This window comes from Campylobacter sp. P0103 (assembly GCF_002139545.1).
Lineage (GTDB): Bacteria > Campylobacterota > Campylobacteria > Campylobacterales > Campylobacteraceae > Campylobacter > Campylobacter devanensis.
The window spans coordinates 1-23,303 of sequence record NZ_MJKG01000009.1; the positions used below are offsets into that span (position 1 = coordinate 1).

General features: G+C 34.7%; 21 protein-coding genes. 2 read left to right on the forward strand and 19 right to left on the reverse strand.

Features of this window, described 5'->3' with window-relative positions:
- The first annotated feature begins 252 nt into the window (after positions 1 to 252).
- Positions 253 to 2,055, forward strand: coding sequence for a menaquinone biosynthesis decarboxylase (locus tag CIGNP103_RS07635; RefSeq protein ID WP_086268885.1), 1,803 nt, complete (start codon positions 253 to 255; stop codon positions 2,053 to 2,055).
- Positions 2,055 to 2,810 carry a glutamate racemase gene (gene murI / locus CIGNP103_RS07640; protein WP_086234932.1) on the forward strand — a complete coding sequence of 252 codons (756 nt, stop codon included), beginning with the start codon at positions 2,055 to 2,057 and terminating at the stop codon, positions 2,808 to 2,810. Before CIGNP103_RS07635 ends, murI begins: the two co-directional genes overlap by 1 nt.
- A 38-nt stretch (positions 2,811 to 2,848) precedes the next feature.
- On the opposite strand, the gene CIGNP103_RS07645 is transcribed toward murI, so the two are convergent.
- From CIGNP103_RS07645 to CIGNP103_RS07735, 19 genes are all read right to left on the reverse strand, one after another.
- A complete protein-coding gene (locus tag CIGNP103_RS07645; protein ID WP_086246129.1) occupies positions 2,849 to 3,529 on the reverse strand; it encodes a tetratricopeptide repeat protein in 681 nt (226 codons plus the stop codon).
- A 128-nt stretch (positions 3,530 to 3,657) separates the two neighbouring features.
- Complete coding sequence (glmS, locus tag CIGNP103_RS07650; protein ID WP_086268886.1) at positions 3,658 to 5,466, reverse strand: glutamine--fructose-6-phosphate transaminase (isomerizing); 1,809 nt, start codon at positions 5,464 to 5,466, stop codon at positions 3,658 to 3,660.
- 3 nt (positions 5,467 to 5,469) lie between these two features.
- Positions 5,470 to 7,878, reverse strand: coding sequence for a nucleotidyltransferase domain-containing protein (locus tag CIGNP103_RS07655; RefSeq protein ID WP_086268887.1), 2,409 nt, complete (start codon positions 7,876 to 7,878; stop codon positions 5,470 to 5,472).
- A gap of 259 nt (positions 7,879 to 8,137) precedes the next feature.
- Positions 8,138 to 9,736: a flagellin B gene (locus CIGNP103_RS07660; protein WP_086268888.1), complete on the reverse strand. Its 1,599-nt coding sequence runs from the start codon at positions 9,734 to 9,736 to the stop codon at positions 8,138 to 8,140.
- A 561-nt stretch (positions 9,737 to 10,297) separates the two neighbouring features.
- Positions 10,298 to 11,638, reverse strand: coding sequence for an amidophosphoribosyltransferase (gene purF / locus CIGNP103_RS07665; protein ID WP_086268889.1), 1,341 nt, complete (start codon positions 11,636 to 11,638; stop codon positions 10,298 to 10,300).
- Position 11,639: 1 nt separating this feature from the next.
- A complete protein-coding gene (dapB, locus tag CIGNP103_RS07670; protein ID WP_086240768.1) occupies positions 11,640 to 12,401 on the reverse strand; it encodes a 4-hydroxy-tetrahydrodipicolinate reductase in 762 nt (253 codons plus the stop codon).
- 115 nt (positions 12,402 to 12,516) lie between these two features.
- On the reverse strand, positions 12,517 to 13,455 hold the full coding sequence (gene trxB, locus CIGNP103_RS07675) for a thioredoxin-disulfide reductase (protein WP_086236204.1): 939 nt from the start codon (positions 13,453 to 13,455) through the stop codon (positions 12,517 to 12,519).
- Between the two features lie 118 nt (positions 13,456 to 13,573).
- Positions 13,574 to 13,888 carry a thioredoxin gene (gene trxA / locus CIGNP103_RS07680; RefSeq protein WP_086225659.1) on the reverse strand — a complete coding sequence of 105 codons (315 nt, stop codon included), beginning with the start codon at positions 13,886 to 13,888 and terminating at the stop codon, positions 13,574 to 13,576.
- Positions 13,889 to 14,064: 176 nt separating this feature from the next.
- On the reverse strand, positions 14,065 to 14,403 hold the full coding sequence (locus CIGNP103_RS07685; RefSeq protein ID WP_086225657.1) for a YraN family protein: 339 nt from the start codon (positions 14,401 to 14,403) through the stop codon (positions 14,065 to 14,067).
- A gap of 3 nt (positions 14,404 to 14,406) precedes the next feature.
- Positions 14,407 to 15,672 (reverse strand): homoserine dehydrogenase, encoded by a 1,266-nt coding sequence (locus tag CIGNP103_RS07690; RefSeq protein ID WP_086252816.1) that lies wholly within the window; start codon positions 15,670 to 15,672, stop codon positions 14,407 to 14,409.
- Entirely contained in the window at positions 15,669 to 16,877 is a 1,209-nt protein-coding gene (locus CIGNP103_RS07695) for an LL-diaminopimelate aminotransferase (protein WP_086235192.1), read from the reverse strand. The genes CIGNP103_RS07690 and CIGNP103_RS07695 overlap by 4 nt, the downstream gene beginning before the upstream one ends.
- Before the next feature lie 11 nt (positions 16,878 to 16,888).
- Positions 16,889 to 17,707, reverse strand: a complete 819-nt coding sequence (locus CIGNP103_RS07700; protein WP_086225654.1) for a hypothetical protein — start codon at positions 17,705 to 17,707, stop codon at positions 16,889 to 16,891.
- A complete protein-coding gene (locus CIGNP103_RS07705) occupies positions 17,701 to 18,621 on the reverse strand; it encodes a hypothetical protein (RefSeq protein WP_086225652.1) in 921 nt (306 codons plus the stop codon). The genes CIGNP103_RS07700 and CIGNP103_RS07705 overlap by 7 nt, the downstream gene beginning before the upstream one ends.
- Complete coding sequence (gene rlmB, locus CIGNP103_RS07710; RefSeq protein ID WP_086268890.1) at positions 18,614 to 19,300, reverse strand: 23S rRNA (guanosine(2251)-2'-O)-methyltransferase RlmB; 687 nt, start codon at positions 19,298 to 19,300, stop codon at positions 18,614 to 18,616. Before rlmB ends, CIGNP103_RS07705 begins: the two co-directional genes overlap by 8 nt.
- A gap of 191 nt (positions 19,301 to 19,491) precedes the next feature.
- Positions 19,492 to 20,307 (reverse strand): 16S rRNA (cytidine(1402)-2'-O)-methyltransferase, encoded by an 816-nt coding sequence (gene rsmI / locus CIGNP103_RS07715; RefSeq protein ID WP_086244540.1) that lies wholly within the window; start codon positions 20,305 to 20,307, stop codon positions 19,492 to 19,494.
- Positions 20,308 to 20,311: 4 nt separating this feature from the next.
- Entirely contained in the window at positions 20,312 to 20,512 is a 201-nt protein-coding gene (gene rpmE, locus CIGNP103_RS07720) for a 50S ribosomal protein L31 (RefSeq protein ID WP_086225649.1), read from the reverse strand.
- Positions 20,513 to 20,562: 50 nt separating this feature from the next.
- On the reverse strand, positions 20,563 to 21,783 hold the full coding sequence (locus tag CIGNP103_RS07725; protein ID WP_086236199.1) for a saccharopine dehydrogenase family protein: 1,221 nt from the start codon (positions 21,781 to 21,783) through the stop codon (positions 20,563 to 20,565).
- A 206-nt stretch (positions 21,784 to 21,989) separates the two neighbouring features.
- Positions 21,990 to 22,601 (reverse strand): non-canonical purine NTP pyrophosphatase, encoded by a 612-nt coding sequence (locus CIGNP103_RS07730; protein ID WP_086243589.1) that lies wholly within the window; start codon positions 22,599 to 22,601, stop codon positions 21,990 to 21,992.
- Positions 22,598 to 23,236 (reverse strand): TVP38/TMEM64 family protein, encoded by a 639-nt coding sequence (locus CIGNP103_RS07735; RefSeq protein WP_236847432.1) that lies wholly within the window; start codon positions 23,234 to 23,236, stop codon positions 22,598 to 22,600. The genes CIGNP103_RS07730 and CIGNP103_RS07735 overlap by 4 nt, the downstream gene beginning before the upstream one ends.
- Between the last annotated feature and the right edge of the window lie 67 nt (positions 23,237 to 23,303).

Sequence of the window (23,303 nt, forward strand, 5' to 3'; positions counted from 1 at the left end):
AAAACGATAGAGAAATGATTTAACCAAGCTTTTCAGAAGGTTAAGGTGTTTCTCAATTCGTGAGCTGGAATTATATAAGAGATATGCTTAAAAAAAGATTAAATATTAGGCTATTTTCCTAAATATTTTAAATTTTTAATTAAATTTAGTCTAAATTCAAATTTTTTACTCTAAATTTATGATTTTATCTAACTTTTTGCTTAATGTTTTATATATTATGATAGACTTTCTTTGTTTAAAAATGGAGAAAACATGCATTACTATATAAATTTGCTTAAAGAAAATAATCTATTAAAAATTATAGAAGCGCCATGCGATATTGATCTTGAAATTGCTCATATTAGCTACATCGAAGTTAAAAAAGATAATTCTAAAGCTATATTATTTACTAATCCTATAAATAAAAATGGTGATAAATTTCCCCCTGTGATAACAAATATTTTTGGTAGTTTTAAGGCGCTTAAGATAATTTTTGGGCGTGATATTAGTGATATTTCTGATGAAATTTCAGCTCTTTTAAAGCCTAAAAAGCCAAATTCTCTGAAAGAAAAAATAGATTTTTTCGGCTATCTTTTGAGTTTAAAATCCATTTTTCCAAAAAGATTAAAAGGCAAGGGTATATGTCAAGAATGTGAATTTAAAGAGCCAAATTTATATAAACTTCCGGTTTTGAAAACTTGGGATGATGATGGTGGTGCCTTTATCACGATGGGTCAAGTCTACACTAAGGCGTTAAATGGAACTACTCAAAATTTGGGTATGTATCGCCTTCAAGTCCATAGCCAAAATGAGCTTGGAACGCACTGGCAAATTCACAAAGATGGGGCGCATTTTTTTCATGAGTATAAAAAAGCAGGGATGAAAATGCCAGTCAGCGTGGCGATCGGTGGCGATCCGTTATATATCTGGTGTGGGCAGGCTCCATTGCCAAAAAATATTTTTGAGCTAATGCTATATGGATTTATCCGCAAAAAGCCCGCAAAGCTGGTAAAATCGCTCACAAATGATATTTATGTGCCTTTTGATGCTGATTTTATTATCGAGGGATTTGTAGATCCAAATGAGTTAAAAGATGAGGGAAGATTTGGCGATCATACTGGCTATTATACCCCAATAGAGCCATTTCCAGTAATGAAAGTAAGCAAAATTACACATAAGAAAAATCCAATATTTGCTGCTACGGTCGTTGGTAAACCGCCTTTAGAAGATAAATATATGGGATATGCAACTGAGCGTATATTTTTGCCACTTTTACAGACTAGTGTGCCGGATCTCATTGACTATAAAATGCCTGAAAATGGTGTTTTCCATAATCTTATTTTGGCTAAATTCAACTCACTTTATCCAGCACACGCTCAGCAGTTGATGCATGCATTTTGGGGAGTTGGGCAGATGAGCTTTGTAAAACATGCTATATTTGTCCCAAGCAATGCACCTGATTTAGATGATTATGAGAATTTGACTAAATTTGTACTAAATAAATTTAGTCCAAAAAGCTGTCTAATAACAAGTGGAGTTTGCGATCAGCTCGATCATGCTAGTCCAAACTCATGCTATGGAGGTAAACTAGGCATAGATGCATCTATAGACTACTCTACTTTAACACCAAGCGTGATAAGCAATACCGAACTACTAGATAAATTTAAAAAAATAAGCTCTGATATTTTAGATGTATATCAATATTTTACCGATACCAAAAATCCAATCTGTATGGTAAAAGTAGATAAAAAATCAAACCTAAAATCTCTTTTTAACTCTCTTTTAACGCTTAAAAAACATTTTAAAATTATAATATTTACAGATATTGATTCAAGAATAGATAATCCATATATGATGGTATGGCGTATTACTAATAGTATTGATGCCCAGCGAGATATATATATAGATGATGAGCAAATTTGCATCGATGCGACTCGCAAAACCATAGATGATGGCTATACAAAAGAGTGGCCTAAAGAGACAAATTGTAATAAAAATATAGTAAATAACCTTATTAAAAGAGGCTTGATAGATAATGATACAAAATTATTTGAAAAATTTGAGATATTTGGCTGATGGTTGTAGCGGTATTTGACTCTGGATTTGGGGGGCTAAGTCTTTTAAATGAGGCTAAAAAGGAGCTTAAAGGGTGTGATTTTATCTATTTTGCTGATAATGACAACGCACCTTATGGGGTAAAGAGCATTGATGAGATAAGAGCTCTTAGCATTGATGCGGTCGAGTTTTTGCGCCCTATGGCTGATATAATCGTAATTGCGTGTAATACCGCCACGAGCGCTGCTATAAGCGACCTTAGACAGAAATTTAGCATACCGATTATCGGGATGGAACCAGCAGTGAAGCTAGGTCAGAGCGAAGATGGCAATATACTAGTTATCGCTACACCAGCTACGATAAAGGGTGCTAAACTAAATGAGCTGTTAAAAAGATCAAATTTAAGTGATAAAACCTATCTTTTACCTATGCCAAAGCTAGTGGAATTCGCTCAAAATATGGAGTTTGACTCACCATCAGTGAAGCGATATATAGCTGAGCAAATAGCTCAAATCAATGCTACAAATATATCACTTTTGGTGCTAGGATGTACGCATTTTAACTATTTTAAAGATAGTTTTGCTGCTTTAATGCCAAATTGTAAGATTGTAGATGGGATAAATGGGACCATAAAGCAGATCAAAAGAAGATTAGATGAGTTAGAAAATGGCAAAAATTTGGATAAAAATTTGATCTACTACTCATCTAAAAAACAAAAAGATATAAATTTAATCACCCCATTTCTATCAAGGCTTGATGAGATGAGAAAGATCTAATCAGATAAGCCGTGAATATATACTTAAATTGCTATAAGCTATCTATTATTTAATCTTTTATACACATCACAACCAAGTTGATCGCCTAAATCACACGCCTTGCCATAATACTCCTTAGCTATGGCATAATCTTGTCTTAGACCTTTACCCCATTCGTATGAAAGACCAAGAAGGAGGCAACCAGATGGTTCTCCGCCATCACAAGCTTTTTTAGATAGCTCGACTGCTTTTTGGTAGTTTGGTTTTACGCCTTTACCTGCTGCGTATAAGGTGCCAAGAAGGCCGCAACCATATGGTTCTCCGCCATCACAAGCTTTTTGGTATAGTTCAGAAGCTTTTTTGTAGTTTTGTTTTACGCCTTTGCCATTATAATATAAATTTCCAAGAAAGCCACAACCAAGTAGATTTCCACCATCACAAGATTTTTGGTATAGTTCAGAAGCTTTTTGGTAGTTTTGTTTGACGCCTTCGCCTATTTCGTATAAGGCGCCAAGATTATTGCAACCATATAGATTTCCGCCATCACAAGATTTTTGGTATAGTTCGACTGCTTTTTGGTAGTTTTGTCTTACTCCTTCGCCATTATCATATAGCTTTCCAAGATAAAAGCAAGCATCTATATCGCCACCATCGCAAGAGCTTTCTAGCTTTTTAGGATCCATGTCCCTAGCCACAACCACGCTAAAAAGTAGCGCAATAATCCAAATAATCTTTGTCATAAAATCTCCTTTTTAAATTTAAAACTCAAATAAATTTAAACTTAAACATTCAAATCCTTAGCCACAACCACACTAAAAAGTAACGCAATAATCCAAATAAGCCTTTTCATAATATTTTTATTAAATTCCTATTCTACCGTTACGCTCTTAGCAAGGTTTCTTGGCATATCTACATCATTGCCTAATCTAATAGAAATCTCAAGCGCAAAAAGTTGTAAAACAACCATAATTTCAAAGAATTCACTCATCGGATGCGAGTGAGAATTAATCCTAATAAAATCATCGCTAAGCTCAAATTCCAAAGGCGAAATGGTAGTGATGAAGGCATCTCTAGCGGCCAATTCTTCAACATTTGATTTAGTTTTATCATATAAGATGGTTTGCGGTAATAGTGCTATTGTATATAGCCCCTCATCTGCTAAGGCTATTGGCCCGTGCTTCATCTCACCAGCCGGATAACCCTCGGCGTGTAGGTAGCTAATCTCTTTTAATTTCAACGCCCCTTCAAGAGCAAGTGGGTAAAATATATCCCTACCGATAAAGAAAAATCCATGCCCATGGACATAGTGCTTGGCTTTGCGATAGATTTTCTCTTGTAAGCTCTTATCAAAATTCACAACAGATGGGATATTTCTCAATGTTTTAATCTCATTTTCTAAGGTTTTATCATCGATTGTGTGGCGAATTTTGGCTAATTTTAGGGCTAGCATCCATAAGCATATCATTTGAGTAGCAAAGGCTTTGGTACTTGCTACGCCCTTTTCTATCCCAGCACGAGTTAGCAACACTTCTTTAGCCATTCTGACAATACTAGAATTATCCACATTACAGATAGCTAGGGTTTTTAAATTTGCGTTTTTAGCTATTTTTAAGGCTTCTAGCGTGTCTGCCGTTTCACCGCTTTGGCTAATTACTATAAATAGCGAATTTGGATTTAAAAACGGCTCTTTATATCTAAATTCGCTAGCCACAACTACGCTAGCTCTGATTTTAGCAAGTCTCTCTAATAGATAGCTAGCAGCTAAGGCCGCATGGTAGCTAGTCCCACACGCACACAAGACCACCTCATCGATATCATTAAATAAGTTTATATCGATATCCAAATTCAAATCATCATCGCTCAATCTACCCATCAAGCACTCAGCGATCACTTGAGACTGCTCATATATCTCTTTTTCCATAAAAAATCTATAACCATCTTTTAGGGCGTAGCCTTTGTCTTTTGGTAGTTCGGTGAAATTTGGCTTTATCTCTTGATTATTCTCATCAAATATAGTTAAATTTCCTAATTTCGCCACTCCGTAACTGCCATCTTCTAGATATATAGCCTCCTTAGCTAGGCCGATTAATGGAGAATCTGAGCTAGATAGATAAATTTCATCCCCATCTCTAGCGATAATCAAAGGAGCCGCATTTTTAGCAAAAAACATCTCATCTGGAGCAGCCTTAGTAACAAGCAAAGTAGCATAAGCACCCTTTAATCTGCTAATTGTCTTTTTATAAGCTTCAAATGGGGTTTTAGCACTTTTATTATACTCTTCAAAAAGATGGACTATAACCTCTGTATCAGTCTGACTTAAAAACTTCACCCCGCTAGCTTCTAGCTCATCTTTTAACTCTTTGTAATTTTCTATAATTCCATTATGAATAACAAAGCTATACTCACCTAAATGCGGATGAGCGTTTATCTCAGTAGGTTTGCCATGTGTCGCCCATCTAGTATGGCCTATAGCTACGCCATCACCATGGTATTGGCACTCTTTCATTTTATTGGCTAAATTCTCAAGCTTACCAACAGCCTTATAATAGCTCATCTCATTACCTATGATAATCGCCATCCCCGCACTATCATATCCACGATATTCAAGCTCTTTTAATCCATTTAATATAATATTTTTTTTCTCTTTTTTACCGATATAGCCGACGATTCCACACATATTTTACTCCGTTATAATCTCTTTTAAAAACTCATCCACTACGCTCTTTAAATCATCATTTATAGATAAAAGAAACATATTTCTGGTACGGTTTTTGATGGTTTGTATTCTAGCATTTGCTAGCTTAATTTGGAATTTGCTAAGCATACTTAAGATATAAATCATAAATCCACGCTGGTCTTTGGCGTTGATATTTAATTTCGCATAATTTTGAGAATAGTTCATATCAAAGCTAACTTCATTAGGCAAAATCACTGGCTTGTCATATTGTGGTTTCTCTTTAGAGCATAGTGCTTGGATAATCTCGCTTTTGCTCTTATCGATATTAGAATTATAATCTAGCCTTATATAGCTCTTACCATCAAAAAGCTCACAAATCTCCATATACGCAAGATCAAACCCACGAAGCTCCCTAAGAGCCATCGCCATATTCCAATTACTCTTGGCTATGATTTGTAGGCTATGGCTAGTTAGTTCTAAATCGATATTTGAGCACTCACTAGCCCTAAGGGCGATATCTATTATCTGCTGCTGGCTATACTTGCTAAAGAGCAAATTTGACTCTATGCTTAGAATTTGCTCTTTTATATCCTTATCTAAAGCGATAAATTCTCTCTGTTTTTTGAGTAATTCTATCTTTTTTGTCCGTTTATTAACGCTATCCATCAAGCTCTCATCGCTATCAAAAGCACTCAAAGCGCTATCATAAATTTGACGCAATTTGGCATTGTCAATATCGCTAAAATGATTTAAATTCCTAGCTTTTAACCTAGCGTAAGTTAGGATATATAGTAGTTTTAGAGCTTGTTTTTCTTTGATAGAGCTTACTAAATTTAGCATTATTGGTTCACTAATTGGCTCTGATAAGATATCTATTAATTGATTTTGATTTTTTATCAGATTTATCCCCATATTTATGGTCTTTTGTAATAGATCTAATTTCGCACAATACGATCTAAATATATTAGCGCTACTTACATAATTTGGCGAGGCTTGATGCATAAGTGCTACTAGCTTTAATAGCATTTTGCCATTAGCACAAAGATCATTATATAGACTAAGAACAAATCTATCTTGGATATTTTCTATCTCTCCTACGATCGCTACGCAACTCTCATCTAGGCTATAATCACCTTCTAAACTAGCCAAATGAGTGCTAAACTCCATCGGCTTTATAATCTTAAATAGCTTTGAGCTATCTAAGAGTAGCTTTAAGATATCCTTACTATATCTACGATTTAATATCTTTTTTAATCCATCATATACTTTTGGGTGGTTGCCATCATCTAAACGCTTTATATATATAAGCACACTTATATCAAATTTCAGCTCCACATCTGGCAAAAAGCTTAACTCTTTAAGCGCTGATTTAAGATCGATTGGCTTTTTGCGGCTTGGTGCATAGATGGTATTTGCGATATTGTATAGACCGCTTGGCAAACGGCATATTCTAGCTGTGCCTAATGATATTTTCACCCCAAAAGCACGCCTAGCTAGATATCTTGAATAGATATATATAGTATGCATAGCCCATAGGCATTTGCTTAGGAGTATCTCTTGAGAACTTAGGCCTTTTTTTGCTTTGGTTTGCATTATTTTAGCTACAGAATCTAGATATTCACGCCCTAATATCTCGCCACCACCGCTAATTTGAAGGGCTGAGCGAAGTGAGCTAATGTAATCAAAAGCCAAATTCAACTCACTTAACTCATCTTCATCAATATACTTTAATATATTTGTCTTTAATGTCCCACCAAAAAGGCTAAAAAGCCAAAATATCCTTTTATAATCCATAAATCCGCCACTACCATTAAGTAGATTTGGACTACAATCTAAATATTGCGGACAACTCATCGGCTCAAGTTTTCTTAAATGATAGCTAATTAGCTCATCTTTTTTCTTTTCATTGAGTTTTGAAATTTGATTTTTGATATTTTTATATAAGATTTTTGATCCACAAACCAAGCGAATATGGCTAAATAGCACCATAAGCTCAATATCATTAGCCAAAAATAATAGCTCATCTTTTTCACAAATTTTAGCCTCGATATCTAGGCCAACTTCTTTTAAGATATTAGCATATCTTTGCGCTATGGCATTTGAGTTGTATCCTAGCTCGTTTTTATATATTATGGCTAGGTCGATATTGCTCTTGACACTCATCTCACCAAGTGCGTAGCTACCGATTGCCACCACGCACAAAGGCACACTCTCATCACTTGGGTCAAACTCCCCAAATGAATCAAATTTGAGTATATTAAAGGCTGTTTTTAGAAACTTATCTATCTCTTTGGATTGATAAATCCCATAATTACGCCCACCAAGTCGCATAAAATTGCTTTTAAGGCTATTTTTACACTTTATAATCTCATCTTTAAGTTTTAAATTTGTTTTATTCTTATTAGGTTCCATCTACTTCCTTTAAGTAGCATTTTATCTAAATTCAACTTGCAACTATATTATATATAAATTTATATAAATCAAAATTGATAATGAATCTAATTTATTTTATGTGATAATCTTACTATTAAAATAATAAAAAATATATTTTAAGAGATAATGCATTAATTAAAAACTTAGCCTAATCAAAACTTTTACTAAAAGCAATAAAATTTCAAAAATTGTTTTAATGAAATGCCATTATAATCATGGCACTTCCTAAAATCAGATTTTACTGTAATAGTCTTAATATATTTTGTTGGACGGCGTTGGCTTGGCTCATGGCGTAGCTACCACTTTGAGCTAGGATATTAAATTTAGAGAAATTCGCACTCTCACTAGCAAAATCCACATCCCTTATCTGGCTTTCAGCTGATTTGACATTGACTTGGGTAACTGTGATGTTGTTTATCGTAGCTACTAATTGATTTTGGACTGAACCTAGATCAGCTCTTAGTTTGTCTAGCTTTTTAAGCGCATTTAATGATACATCTATCAAAGCTTGTGCCCCTGCATAGCTATTAACTCCAGCTGGCAACTCCAAAATCGGATTTAATAGCTCTACTTGACCCATCGCCCTTAATACATGCTCATCTAGCTTGTTTCTAACCAAATCACTTAGACTAAGTGATAATTGTTCTCTTAGCTGAGAGCCTATTATATCATTTGTATCAGCGGCCTTAGGATTTAAACCATCAATCCCAGCACCTTTTATATTGCCTGTAGTCTCTTTGAGATCCAAAGATGGTGGTGAGCCGTTGTTTGATTGTAGATAGAGTTCACCCAAGATTAATGCACTTGTGCTTTTTGCACCGGTACTATCTTGCATAGCTAGCCCCAATGCATCGGCATCATTTGTCGTGCCTACTTGAATTAATATTGGCTTACCGTTACTAGAGCTCATTGATAAACGCCCTCCAGCATTAGAAGCACTAACGCCAGTTATATCGCTTTTGGCATTGATGGTGTCTATTAGAGCATTTGAAGGATCTCTATTTGCCACGCTTAAATTTGTCCCTATCTCTACTCCATTTATGCTTAATTTCGAAACACTACCAGGGAAAAAAGCACTGCCAAGTATCGGAACAGAGCTAATAAATTCATTCTTCACTTTAGCCTTAACACCCGTCTCGCTGCTATAAGAGTTTATCTTATCAGCTATGACTCCTAGCCCATTATCTAGTATCTCTTGACCAGAGATAGCGTCGAATTTAATGCCATTTAAATGGCTTGGGACGGCGTTTAATTGCATAGTGAAATTCGCGGTATCGAATTTGTTGTTATCGAAAATCATAGGCGTAGTAGAGAGATAATGAGTGTGGCCTATGGCGTTTGAGTTGGTGTTTTCTACGCTAATTTTGGCCGTTTGGTTGCTATAAGCACTTATTTGGAAATTTTTGTTTGAGAAGTTACCATTTAATAGCTTTTGACCATTGAAGCTTGTGGTGTTGGCGATATTGTCTAGCTCATCAAGAAGTCTTGAGATATCATTTTGGATTGCTTTTCTAGAGTCGCTGTTTTGGCTGTCGTTGGCTGCTTGAACAGCTTTAGTTTTAATAGTATCAAGTATTTTAATCTGTTCATCCATAGCTTTATCTGCAGTTTGAACAATACCAATTGCATCATTACCATTAGATATAGCTTGACCTAAAGAGCTAGCTTGGCTTTTTAGTGAATCAGCAATAACAAGACCTGATGCATCATCAGCTGCTGTTTGAATTCTAAGACCTGAGCTTAGGCGACCAAGTGAGCTAGTAAGTTCTCTATCATTGATCAAAGAGTTGGCATGAGCATTCATCGCTGCGATGTTAGTATTTATTCTAAAGCTCATAACTTTTCCTTTGTGTTAATATTTCCCTATAAAACTTAAATCCATTTAGTGGGTGTTTTTATTATATCGAACCAAATATTAAAAAGTTTATATATGGGGGGGGGGATTTTGATAAATTTGAAGAAAATATTGCAAATTTTTAATAAATTTGAGAAATTTATTAAATTTAGATTAGATATTGTAGTTTTATGACTTGGGTATTTTATAATTTTTAGAGTGGAATTTAGATTGGATTGGATGAGATATTAAATATTATGGGGTGTAATTAAATTTGTGGGTTTTGGGGAGGTTAATGGGTTGGCTATGGGATAAGAGTGAATTTGATAGTTTTTGGTTTATAGATAATGTTGCATAAATTTGCTATTTAATATATAGTGATTTGTAGATAATATTAGTGTTTAAGATATGATTTATATATTTATAATGTTAGGCTCACTTTAGCACAGATTAGATTGTGCTAAAGTGAGATAAAAAAGGAAATGCGATACTTGTAATCAATTTAACATTTTGCCTAATTGCAAAGCAAAGTTAAAAGATATCAAAACAAATATATAGACAAATTTAGCTTATAAAATAATCTCCATCAAAGCTTACAAGAGAGTACTTACGCTCATTACCTAATCCTTGAGTTAATTCATCAATGCTTAAAAACTCTAAACTATCAGCACCAATAAATTTACACACCTCTCTAGCATCCATCCTAGCACTGATTAGCTCTTCATAACTTGGAGTATCAATACCATATCTACAAGGATGTTTAATCTCTGGAGCAGCAATTTTCATATGTATCTCTTTAGCCCCAGCATTTCGTAATAGCTCTACTATTTTCTTGCTAGTTGTACCACGCACGATACTATCATCGATAACTACGACGCTTTTGCCATTTAAAACACTACTCATAGGATTTAATTTTAATTTAACTTTAAGATTTCTCATCTCTTGAGTTGGCTCTATAAATGTCCTACCCACATAGTGATTTCTCACAATCGCCATCTCAAATGGGATTTTACTCCTAGCAGCATACCCCAAAGCCGCAGGAACACCAGAATCTGGAACAGGCACTACAAAATCAGCTTTACAGCTAGATTTATCAGCTAGAATTTCTCCTAATTTTTTTCTAATTTGATATACATTTTTACCATCTATCATGCTATCAGGACGAGCAAAGTATATATATTCAAATGCACACAATCTAGGGTCTTTAGCTTCAAATAACTCTATGCTTTTAAAGGCGCTTTTGCCCTCTTCAAATATAATCATCTCGCCAGGCGCTACATCACGCACAAATGTAGCCCCCACCAGATCAAAAGCACAGCTCTCACTAGCTACAATATATCCACCATCTTTTAATCTACCTATACTAAGAGGCCTAACGCCGTATGGATCACGCACCACAAACATCTTAGAGCGACTTAAAATAAGCAGACAATACGCCCCAACGATCTGCCCCAAAGCCTCTATAATACGGTCTTGCAAATTCTCTTTTTTGCTTTTTGCTATTAAGTGCAAGATATTTTCTGTGTCCATATTGGATTGAAATATCGCACCATCTTCGATTAATCGCTCCCTAACTTCATATTTATTAATCAAATTTCCATTATGAACGATACTAATCTCACCCAAAGAGTATTTCGCACTCACCGGCTGAGCATCTAGCACACTATCGCTTCCAGCGGTTGAATATCTATTATGCCCTATAGCCATCTGCCCTTGCAATATCTCAAAGCTATCGCTATTAAAAACCTCAGTTACTAAGCCTCTATTTTTAATAGTTTTAATCTGATGATTATAACTAGAGCTAATCCCACTTGCCTCTTGCCCTCTATGCTGCATAGAAAATAGTCCATAATACGCCGTTTTAGCCGCATCTTTTGAATTTATTACCCCTACTATCGCACACATTTTATATCCCTAAAGCATCATAGATTGTATATAATTTTGGCTCTTTATTAGCTAGCCAAATACCCGCTTTTATCGCACCTTTAGCAAATGTAGCCCTACTTGTAGCGGTGTGATTTAACTCTATATATTCACCATCGTTATAAAATCCTACTGTATGGCGTCCAACGATATCGCCACCACGCAAAGCCATTACAGCAATCTCATCTTTGCTTCTAGCTCCTATCATTCCATCTCGTCCGCTTACTCTAACATTTGCTAAACTTAAATTTCTACCTTTTGCAGCATGTTCGCCAAGTGTCAATGCTGTACCACTTGGAGCGTCTATCTTATTGCGATGATGCATCTCAATAATCTCAATATCAAATTCACTTAGCACCCTACTAGCTATCTCAGTTAAGCGATTTAGCACCGCTACACCCAGACTCATATTTGTAGCTTGAAGTATTGGCATCATAGCACTTGCTAGTTTGATTAGCTCGCCCCCTTCATCGCCTAGCCCAGTTGTGCCTATAACCAGTGGTTTTGGATTTGTCCTAGCGTAATTAATCAAATTTATAGATGCCTTTGCGATACTAAAATCAATAACCACATCGCTATTATCAAACAAAACATCATACTTATCAGTTACTATCACACCATCATCCACGCTCATAGGCTCTATAGTGTATGCTACTGATAATTTCGCATTATTAAGCCCTTTTAAATTTGCGATTATCTCGCTTCCCATCTTGCCACTTGCCCCATGCAAACCTATACGAATCATCATCGCCCTTTTTGGATAAATTAAAACTTTATTCTAGCTAAAAAAAGATAAAAATTTGATATAAGTAAATTGAATTTTATAAAAGAGCCACTCGCTAGGGCAAGTGGCTTAAGAATTAATGTAAGCTCTCAATGTAGCTCATAGCACTAAGTGCGGCTACGGCACCATCTGCGGCGGCACTGACTACTTGCTTAGGCGCATCTTGTCTTAAATCTCCTGCAGCAAATAAACCTGGAGTTGATGTTTGCATTTTTAGATCTACTTTTACCTGGCCAGTTGGTAAGATATCGCAAATAAAGTTATCACCATCTTTTAATACTTCATTTCTTACATTTAACCCAACAAAAGTAAATATACCTGGCACTACTAAATCTCTTATACTTCCATCGGCTAGTTTGATTTTCACCCCTTTTACACCAGCAGCACTATCACCATAGACTTCATCTATAGTAGCATTTAAGATTAGTTCGATTTTTTCATTTTTCTTAACTTTTTCAACTGAGCTTGGAGCAGCTCTAAATGTATCACGGCGGTGAATTAGATATACTTTTGAGCAAATTCTAGTTAGATACTCAGCCTCTTCGATAGCGGTATCACCACCACCTAAAACAGCTACTTCTTTATTTTTATAAAAAAATCCATCGCATGTGGCGCAAGTGCTAACACCTTTACCAAAAAATTCATCCTCACCTTTAAAGCCAGCTCTTTTTGGGGTTGAGCCTGTACATACAATTACAGCTTTTGCTTGTTCAGTTTTACCACCTTCTAAAGTGATAGTAAAGCTGCCATCGCTATTTTTAGATACTTTTTCTACGGCCGCCATTTCGTGTTTTAGACCAAATCTAGTGCATTGCTCAAGCCACGGACTCATAAAACTCATACCATCCATAACAGTAGCGACACCAGGATAATTCTCCATTTCAGAGCTACTAGTGATTTGACCACCAGGCATACCCTTTTCAAACATTACAACATTTTTTAATCCACCACGAGTAGCATAAAGCCCCGCACTAAGACCAGCTGGACCACCACCAATTATAGCTACATCTAACATTATAGTCTCCTAATTTTAAATTTATATCTATACAATATTACAAATATATTACATAAAAATAAATTTAACTTAAAAATTGATTTGAAATGAAGCGAGTCGGGGCAAAGCCCCGTTTGAATTATAAAAGTGAATTGATTTTATCTGCAATTGCAGCTTTAGATTGAGCGCCAATTAATGTCTCTTTAATCTCTCCATCTTTAAAGAATAGTAAAGTTGGAATAGAGCGTACGCCATACTCTACAGCTAGGTCTTGAACCTCATCTGTATTTACTTTACAGATTTTTGCTTTACCATCGAACTCTTCAGCCAACTCATCAATAACTGGAGCTAGCATTCTACATGGCCCGCACCATGGAGCCCAAAAATCTACTAGAGCAACGCCCTCTTTAGCAACATTGAAATTTTCAGCAGTTAATTCAATATATTTACCCATTTTATCTCCTTCTATGGTTTTACAATAAAAATTATACATCAAAAAAGTTAAACTAAAACTAACAAACATAATTTTAGGTAACTCAAACTTCATCAAATCAAGGCTTATTATAAAATATAAAAGTTAATAATTTTTATTAATTATTAAATTTTAAAAAAATGAAAGAAGAAATTTAATCAATATGTAATATTTTCTATCAATTCTATATTTTGATTATTTATACAGACTATATCAATTTGATATGGCAAATTTAAATTGGAGTTTAACATATAAAAATCTATAGCTTTTATAATTTTTTCCAATTTAGATTTTGTTACTCTATAGATAGTTTGATAATCTTTAGTTGAGGCTTTAACCTCAATAAAATGAAGAGTTGAGTCACGCTTAGCAATGATATCAATCTCTCCAAATTTAGTTTTATAGTTTAAATTGAGTATTTTATAGCCATTTTTTGATAAAAATTTAGCAGCGCTTTTCTCAGCTTCATGCCCAAAAAGATATTCAGCTAAACCCAAAGATTAACTCTCAATCCTAATCATAAATGGCTTAGCCTTGATAAAGTTCTCATTTTCTAAGCTATTAATTACTCTTAGCATATCAGCTTCTAAACAAGTATGAGTAGTAAAAAATAAGGTAGCACATCCTTCATCTTTGCTTTTTGCTTTTTGTAAGAAACTATCAATTGAGAGATTATTTTGACTCATTAAATTTGTAATCTTAGCCAAAACCCCAACCTCATCAGCTACCTTTAATCTTAAATAATATTTGGTTCTAATCTGGTTAGGCTTTAGAAGTTTTAATGGTGCAGACTCTAGTGGAGCCTTATATCCTAGCATAGGATTTCTAATCTCTCTAGCGATATCTATTAAATCACTTATAATTGCACTTGCTGTAGCAGACCCACCAGCACCAGCACCATAAAATAAGCTCTCTCCAACTGCATCACCTACGACACTTACAGCATTCATTACCCCATTTACATTTGCTAGCATCTTATCTTTGCTAATAAATGCTGGATGAACTCTAAGCTCTAAAGTACCTTCTCCACGCTTAGCAATAGCTAAAAGCTTGATAGAATACTCAAATTCATTAGCAAAATATATATCCTCGCTACTAATTTGACTAATACCTTCAATCAAAATATCTTCGGGCTTAGCATGCACGCAATAGGCAATACTAGCTAATATAAGTAATTTATGTGCCGTATCAAATCCACCTATATCAAAGGTCGGATCAGCCTCGGCGTATCCTAGCTCTTGAGCCTTTTTAAGCGCCTCGTCAAATTGCACTCCACTATTCATCATATTTGTTAGAATATAATTGCTTGTTCCGTTCATTATACCCATTATTTTTTGAATATGGTTTGCGCTTAAGCCCTCTCTTAAAGCTTTTATAATTGGTATCCCACCAGCTACACTAGCTTCATATCCAAATGCCGTATCACCAGCAAGTGTTTCAAGCTCATTTCTGTAGTAAGCCAATAGCGCTTTATTTGCTGTTACTACAGCCTTTTTGCGCTCTAAAATCTTACTTATAATCTCATAGGGCTTATCAATTCCGCCCATTAGTTCGATAAATACATCAATATCATCTCTATTTATAACACTATCTATATCATCAGTTAGTGGAATTATTGAGTCTTTATGTTTTGATAAATCCCTTACTACACCCACTACTGGAGTTATACTAACTCCAGCTCTTGAGACGATTAGATCGCTATTTTTAATGAGCACATTAGCAACTTCAGTTCCTACTGTCCCAACACCTAATATCGCTACTCTCATTGGACTTCTTTTAAATATTTTTTGATATTTCTAGCAGCTTGGCGAATACGATTTTCATTCTCTATAAATGCAATCCTGACATACTCATCACCAGCCACACCAAATCCAGCACCAGGGCTAACAGCTACGCAAGCTTTGGTCAATAGCTGCTTAGCAAATTCTTTACTTCCTATATTTCCTACTTGCGGTGGTAATTTTGCCCAAGCAAACATACTAGCTCTAGGTTTTGCAATATCCCAACCAGCAGCACTAAAGGCCTCTATAAGCGTATCTCTGCGTTTTTCATAAGTCTGTCTAATCTGCTCAACGCAATCTTGATCTCCATCTAGTGCTACGGTGGCCGCTACTTGGATTGGGGTAAACATACCATAGTCAAACCACGATTTTATCTTTTTGAGTGCGGCTACTAATTTTTTATTACCACATATAAATCCTACACGCCAACCGGCCATATTGTATGATTTGGATAGTGTGTAGCACTCTACTGCGACATCTTTTGCCCCATCGACTTCAAAAATACTTGGGGTCTTATATCCATCAAATGTAAGCTCAGCATAAGCAATATCACTAATGATATAAAATCTCTCACGCTTAGCCATATCTACTAAACGCTCATAAAAACTCTTTTGGCAAGTTACAGTAGTTGGGTTATGAGGAAAATTTACTACAACATATTTTGGCTTTGGAATACTCTCTTCTATAGCATGTTCTAAATTTTCAAAAAATTTATTCTCATCTACTTCAAAATTTGCATTATAAATAAGTGGCATCTTAGTAACATTTCCACCTGCTATAATAAAAGCTTGAGTATGAATAGGATAGGCTGGATCTGGTACAATAGCTACATCGCCAGGATTTGTGATGGCTTGTACTAGATGGACAAATCCCTCTTTGCTACCCATAGTTGCGACTGCTTCGGTTTCTGGATCTAGTATTACGCCATATTTTCTTTTATACCAGTTACATATCGCAACACGAAGTTTATAAATACCTTGACTAACACTATAACCATGAGTTTTATCCTTCATAGCGCTCTCGCATAATTTATCTATAATATGCTGTGGCGTTCTACCATCTGGATTTCCCATCGAAAAATCTATAATATCAGCCCCATCTCTACGTGCTGCCATCTTAATCGCATTAACCTCGGCAAATGCGTAGTTTGGCAACCTCTCAATAGTGTTAAATCTAATCTCATCAAACATAAAAAAACTCCTTAATTTGATTTTATATATATTTTTAATCCACGCTTAATATTTTCTAAGCTAAAAGCATCATCAATTAGCATATAGTATGAATTTGGTGGAAATTTGATATATATTTCTTTTTCTGGTTTATCTGATTTAATCTGTGTAATCAAATTTAGATCCCTATCAAGTACCTTTATAACGCAAATCCAACTATCAGAAGCGTAGCTTTTTATTAAAGCCTCACTTTTGCCACTAATATTTAAAAAATATGGCTCTAATGGCTTTGCAAGGTCAAATTCGCTATCACTAATATATTGATGTGTAGATAATATAGCTTTGCTGGCATCAATACTATAAGTAAAACTAAACTCACCATCACGGTTAATATCTTTTATATAAATTTGATTCTTTCCAAGCTCTCTATAAATCGCACCTGGATCTAGCAAAAAGCGTGAATTCATAGATATTTGCCAAACTATTCCTTGAGTATCGGTCTTTAATGACTTACTCAAAAAATATGAATAGCCAAGATTTTTAAGAGCTTCAGATACACTTTTAAAAAGCAAAATATCAGAACTTGGGCTATAAAAGGCAATTTCTAAATTCACCGGCAAAGAAAAACTAAGATTTAAGAGCGAATTTACTCTTAAAGTATTTGTAATTTTAGCGTAATTTGGATTACCCCTACTATCAATAAAATCAGACTCTATAGCAAATATCTGCTCGATTTTATCTCTATTTTTAGCGTAACTTTGCTCTGAAATTATACTTTTGATATTGCTATGTAAATCAAATCCAAAACAACTAAAAGCAAAAACACAAAATAGAAACGCTACTCTTACCATTGAGAACCTTTGTTTAGTTTCACAAATTCGTCATACTCCAACTCTCTAATTGTGCCATTTTGAATTACAAATCTTAATGGCTTTTGAACGCTAAATTTCTTTTGATCCCCATCAATCTCTAAAATTAACTCGCCGTGGCCTGTTTGAATTAGTTGATCAGTGCTTAAATTTAGGTCGATAGGATTTTTAGTTGTATGAAATCTTTTATTTTTACCATCAATATCTTTAATACCAATCCATATATTTTTAGTTGGAATAATTTTAGCAATTTCATTGGTTGGTGCTGTAATCTGTGGTACTTCTACTTTTGTAGTTTCTATATTTAGAGTTTGAGTTTTTAGTTCTGTAGTCGCATTGGCCTCTATAGAAGTTGAATTTGAGTCTATTTTAGTTTGATTAGATTCAGTAGTGATATTTTCATCTTTTTGAACCACTTTTTCTATTGTTTGACTAATTGCTTCTAAATTCTCTTTAGCTGATTCTACTACGGCATTTGCTGAGTAGGTTACGCTTTGATTTTTATCAAAACTTGGTAACTCTATATTATCTAAAATATTTGTAAATTTAACTACCCAAACTAGTGCTACTATGATTAATACTACAACCAAAATTACTGTTAAAGCCATACTATTATCGGTTTTTGGTGTATATGCTGGAAGTTTTGGCGCTACTGTAAAACCTGCATTATCATCACCATTATGTTCTTTACAATACTCATTATACTCATCAATCCAGCCTTGTAAATCCATATCATATTCACGGCTTAAAATCTTAGCAAAACCAGAAGCATTTAATTTGCGAAGTTTTTCGAAATTTTTTTCACACATATATCTTAGATACTCAGTCTCGATATGAGTGTGCTTAGTTACCTCTTTTAAATCCATTTCTAAAAGTTTTTCTATACCATTAGCCATTTATAATCCTATCAAATAATATTCCAAACGCCACACTGACATTTAAGCTATCCCAGTCCTTGCGCATATTTATGCCTAGACTCTCATCGCATTTTTGCAATACCTTATTTGGTATTCCCTCGCCTTCACTACCCATAATTAAAGCAGTTTTAGGCTCAAATTCAAATTCTTTAGTATTCTTGCCTCCGGCATTTGCTGCATAAATTTTAAATCCAACTTGCTTAAGCTCATTTATAAAGCTTAACCCATCAGTGCATAAAGCAATTGGTAGTTCATACGCTGCACCGCTACTAGCACGCACTACTCCTTGCATTGCTAGGCTCTCATTTTTACCTACTATAACTATACCGCCAGCACCCAATGCATAAGCAGTCCTTACTATAGCGCCAATATTTCCTACATCACTAAGACCATATAAAATCACTAAATAATCAGACTTTTTAATCTCATTTAAATTAGCAAACTCGTAATCTTTTACCTTTGCTAAAAAGCCTTGATGATTGCCTCCACGGGCAAGCGCTTGGGCTTTTTGATTATCAACTTTTTGAATTTTCAAGCCGACTTTTGCTATTTGGCTAAATATATCTTTTTGAACCTCTTTTGCTAGATATATCTCTTCGAGCTTGTCTTTATGATGTTTTAACAAATGTAAAAATAGCTGTTTTCCATAGATAATCATAGCGATTATGGTATCTAAAAGCCCTTAAATTTTAGCTTATTTTTAGCAAAAAAAATGAATTTTTGTAAAATTCTATATTATCATTGTTAAGAAACTTCTTATGATTAATAAAATAATCATACAATAAATACTATTTTACAAAAGATCGCTTCTAATAAAGCTTTAATAATCTATATAAATTTATCCTAAAATTACCCATTTAACTGGGCATATATCTCTTTTACGCTTTTACCAGTAAGCTTGGCTAGGAGTTTAGCTTTTTGCTTTGGAGGAATGTCTAATTCATTTATATCAGCTACGCTTATAGTATTTTGGGTGTTATTTTTTGAACCATCAATTACTATACACCATTCACCTTTTAAATTTGCACTCTTAAGCATAGCAACTAGATTTTTAGCACTATTTTTAAATTTAGCTTCAAATTTCTTAGTAGCCTCTTTAATAGCAAAAATCTCCCGTTTAGGCTCTAGCTTTGCAATAGCTTCAACTAGCTGCAAGACTCTCTTTGGCGATTCATATATCACTACTGGATAAGTCAAATTTAGCGCATTTTGTATAGCTAGTTCTCTATCTCTGCCGGTATTTGGCAAAAACCCTAAAAATGTAAACTCTTTTTGCACAATTCCACTTGCTGCTACGGCTAAAAGTGCTGCATTTGCTCCACTTAATACCTCGTAATTTATACCATTTTGCTGAGCAAATTCTACTAATGCAACTCCTGGGTCGCTAATGCATGGCATTCCAGCATCGCTTACATATACTACAGTATTTTCTATTAATTTTTTAGCTTCAAATTTAGTAAAAAATTCACTCTCGTTATGAGTATGAAGAGAGTAAAATTCAGATGGATTTATATTTAGATTATATTTTGTGTTTAGAAGATTTATAAGGGATTTAGTTACTCTACTATCTTCGCAAATTATGATATCACAAAGGTTCAAGATGTCCAGGCATCTCTTTGAGATATCATCTAAATTGCCAATTGGCGTAGGAAGAAAGTAGAGCAAAAGATTATTTCATTCCGTATTTTTTCTTAAATTTATCTACACGACCAGCGCTATCTACGATCTTTTCACTACCTGTGAAAAATGGATGACAAGCACTGCAAATATCTACTTTGATTTCTGGCTTGTTTGACTTGCTAATAAATGTATTACCGCAAGCGCAGCTAACTGTGCATTCAACATACTCTGGATGTATATCTTTTTTCATTGCTTTTCCTTTTTTTGGGTTTAAAAGTTGGAATTTTATCTAAATTTGGCTTAAATTTCCTTGATTAATCTAGTCTCATTTGGTGCCATCTCTATGATCTCCCATGGTAAGCCTTGTTTATTTAACTCATCCATAAATGGTTTGGCATCGAATTCTTCCATATTAAATACCCCTTTAGCACTCCAAATTCCCTTTGCTACCATCATTGAGCCTATCATTGCTGGCACTCCTGTAGTGTAGCTAACAGCGCCAACGCCGGTTTCTTGATAGCACTCTTGGTGATCGCATACATTATAGATATAAACTTTTCTTGGCTTATTATCTTTTATGCCTGTTATCACACAACCTATATTTGTCTTGCCTTTGGTTCTAGCGCCTAGGCTTGCTGGGTCAGGTAGTAAGGTCTTTAAAAATTGAATTGGGACGATTTTAACTCCATTATGCTCAACCTCATCAATCCTTAGCATACCTACATTTTCTAGGCATTTCATATGAGTTAGATAGCTCTGCCCAAAGGTCATAAAAAAGCGAATTTGCTTTAAAGTAGGGATATTTTTTACTAAGCTCTCAAGCTCTTCATGATAGAGCAAATAGCTATCTTTTGGGCCGATTTTTGGATAATCCCAGCTAAATCCTATCTCCATCGGCTCGGTTTCTATCCATTTTCCATCTTTGTAGTATCTACCCTTTGCACTAACTTCACGTAAATTTATCTCAGGATTAAAATTCGTAGCAAACGCATACCCATGGTCTCCAGCATTACAATCCAAAATATCAATATACTCAATCTCATCAAATAGATATTGCTTCGCATAAGCACAATATACATTAGTAACGCCCGGATCAAATCCACTACCAAGAAGCGCCATAGTATTAGCAGATTTAAAATCACCATCTTTAGCCCATTGGAGTTTATACTCAAATTTAGCCGTATCTGGGTGTTCATAGTTTGCTGTATCTATATATGGAATTTTAGTTTGCGAGCATGCGTCCATAAGCGTAAGGTCTTGATATGGAAGTGCAACATTTAGTAATAAATCAGCCTTAATATTTTTAATAAGCTCTACAACAGCAGCTGTATCATCGGCGTCTATCGCCGCCGTATCGATATCCACTCCGACTTTGTCTTTGATAAATTTAGCTATTTTATCACATTTACTTTTGGTGCGACTAGCTAGAGTAATTTTGGTAAAGACTTGCGAATTCATCGCACATTTTACCGTTGCTGCTTGGCTTACTCCGCCTGCTCCGATGATTAAGATATGACTCATTTTCTATCCTTTGTCTGAATTTTTAGTAATTATAGCCAAATTTAGCTAAAATTCACTCCATACTCTAAGCAAAAATTATTTTAACAAAAAATTAATATTTTCTAAATTTGGCTTTTAAATTAGATTTGAGTCTAGGTATTGAGCTATTTTGACATAAAATATATTAAAATATAAGTTAATAATACTATTAATGGTTATATTTAAGCTCAATAATATCTACTCAACATTTTAAGTATAGGTTTAGCTAGTTCTAGCCCCTTGGAGCGATGTGAAATTTGGAGTTTGATACTCTCATCAATCTGCCCTATAGTCTTATCAAATCCATCAGGAATAAACATAAAATCATACCCAAAGCCATTATCCCCAAGCTCTCTATCGATGACTTCTCCATGCATAAATCCATGGACGCCATATCTGCCATATTTAGAGCCGATGCCGATACAGGCGGTGTAAAATGCCTTAGCGTGGCTTAAGCCTAATCTTTTTAACTCACTAATCAATTTTGCTCTATTGCTCGCATCACTCGCCCCTTCACCGCTATATCTAGCCGAGTAGATCCCAGGAGCAAAACCAAGCGCTTCAACGCTTATCCCGCTATCATCACTTAGAGCTATACACTCATTTTCAATTCCAAGCTCTTTAATCTTTTTATACACAGCATCTGCTTTTATCATCGCATTTTCATAAAAGCTCTTGCCATACTCTTGGATCTCAAATGGCTTACATATATCACCCAAAGCCAAAACTTCAAATTGATTATAATAAGCCTTAATCTCCCTTACTTTATCCATATTATTTGTAGCTAAAACAATCTTCATCCAACCCTCCTATTTAGAATTTTTCTAACCCAAAACGCCACCAAACCCATCACAACCACAAGGGCCAAGGCTAGCCAAAATTCATAGCTTTTATAATTTGCTATATTGCTACCTAAATTTATAAATAGCACCGCACTAATAAACTTCCCAAGCACCCCAGCAATGATAAATTTAACAAAGTCAAACCTCAACGCCCCAGCCATGTAATTCACGACATTATAAGGCACAATTGGTATTAATCTAAGCAAGAGTATTAGACTAAATTCATCCTTACAAAATTTATTTTTAATTCTCTCAAATTTAGCAGTATCAAAAGCCCCACTAAAATATCTTGCGATAAAATACATTATAGCTGAGTTTATCCCTACCCCTATCATAGTGCATACAAGCGCCTCCCAAAAGCCAAAAATCGCCCCACCGCCAATAGCCAAAATCCCAGCAGGAAATAAAAATACTGGCAAAATCGCCCAGCACCCAATATAAATCACCCAATCAAATTTGCTAAATTCACCCATTAAATTTATCAAATCACGCTGATTTATACTACATAAAACTGCCACGCAACAAAGCATAAAAACGCCAAATAAAATCAATCTAATCATAAATTTCTCTTTTAAAAGCGTAATTTTATCCAAATTTTTGCTAAATTTTGAAAATATTTAGGTATATTTAGATAGAATTCAACCCATTGTTAAATCATTA

Bases quoted from the DNA above. Each gene is read 5' to 3' on its own strand.
- CIGNP103_RS07660 (WP_086268888.1), bottom strand. From the start codon at position 9,736: ATGAGCTTTAGAATAAATACTAACATCGCAGCGATGAATGCTCATGCC.
- murI (WP_086234932.1), top strand. From the start codon at position 2,055: ATGGTTGTAGCGGTATTTGACTCTGGATTTGGGGGGCTAAGTCTTTTA.
- trxA (WP_086225659.1), bottom strand. From the start codon at position 13,888: ATGGGTAAATATATTGAATTAACTGCTGAAAATTTCAATGTTGCTAAA.
- CIGNP103_RS07690 (WP_086252816.1), bottom strand. From the start codon at position 15,672: ATGAGAGTAGCGATATTAGGTGTTGGGACAGTAGGAACTGAAGTTGCT.
- CIGNP103_RS07730 (WP_086243589.1), bottom strand. From the start codon at position 22,601: ATGAAGATTGTTTTAGCTACAAATAATATGGATAAAGTAAGGGAGATT.
- CIGNP103_RS07695 (WP_086235192.1), bottom strand. From the start codon at position 16,877: ATGTTTGATGAGATTAGATTTAACACTATTGAGAGGTTGCCAAACTAC.
- CIGNP103_RS07635 (WP_086268885.1), top strand. From the start codon at position 253: ATGCATTACTATATAAATTTGCTTAAAGAAAATAATCTATTAAAAATT.
- rlmB (WP_086268890.1), bottom strand. From the start codon at position 19,300: ATGATTATCTATGGAAAACAGCTATTTTTACATTTGTTAAAACATCAT.
- CIGNP103_RS07705 (WP_086225652.1), bottom strand. From the start codon at position 18,621: ATGGCTAATGGTATAGAAAAACTTTTAGAAATGGATTTAAAAGAGGTA.
- trxB (WP_086236204.1), bottom strand. From the start codon at position 13,455: ATGTTAGATGTAGCTATAATTGGTGGTGGTCCAGCTGGTCTTAGTGCG.
- rpmE (WP_086225649.1), bottom strand. From the start codon at position 20,512: ATGAAAAAAGATATACATCCAGAGTATGTTGAATGCACAGTTAGCTGC.
- dapB (WP_086240768.1), bottom strand. From the start codon at position 12,401: ATGATTCGTATAGGTTTGCATGGGGCAAGTGGCAAGATGGGAAGCGAG.
- CIGNP103_RS07725 (WP_086236199.1), bottom strand. From the start codon at position 21,783: ATGAGTCATATCTTAATCATCGGAGCAGGCGGAGTAAGCCAAGCAGCA.
- CIGNP103_RS07700 (WP_086225654.1), bottom strand. From the start codon at position 17,707: ATGGTAAGAGTAGCGTTTCTATTTTGTGTTTTTGCTTTTAGTTGTTTT.
- purF (WP_086268889.1), bottom strand. From the start codon at position 11,638: ATGTGTGCGATAGTAGGGGTAATAAATTCAAAAGATGCGGCTAAAACG.
- glmS (WP_086268886.1), bottom strand. From the start codon at position 5,466: ATGTGTGGAATCGTCGGCTATATCGGTAAAAAAGAGAAAAAAAATATT.
- CIGNP103_RS07645 (WP_086246129.1), bottom strand. From the start codon at position 3,529: ATGACAAAGATTATTTGGATTATTGCGCTACTTTTTAGCGTGGTTGTG.
- CIGNP103_RS07655 (WP_086268887.1), bottom strand. From the start codon at position 7,878: ATGGAACCTAATAAGAATAAAACAAATTTAAAACTTAAAGATGAGATT.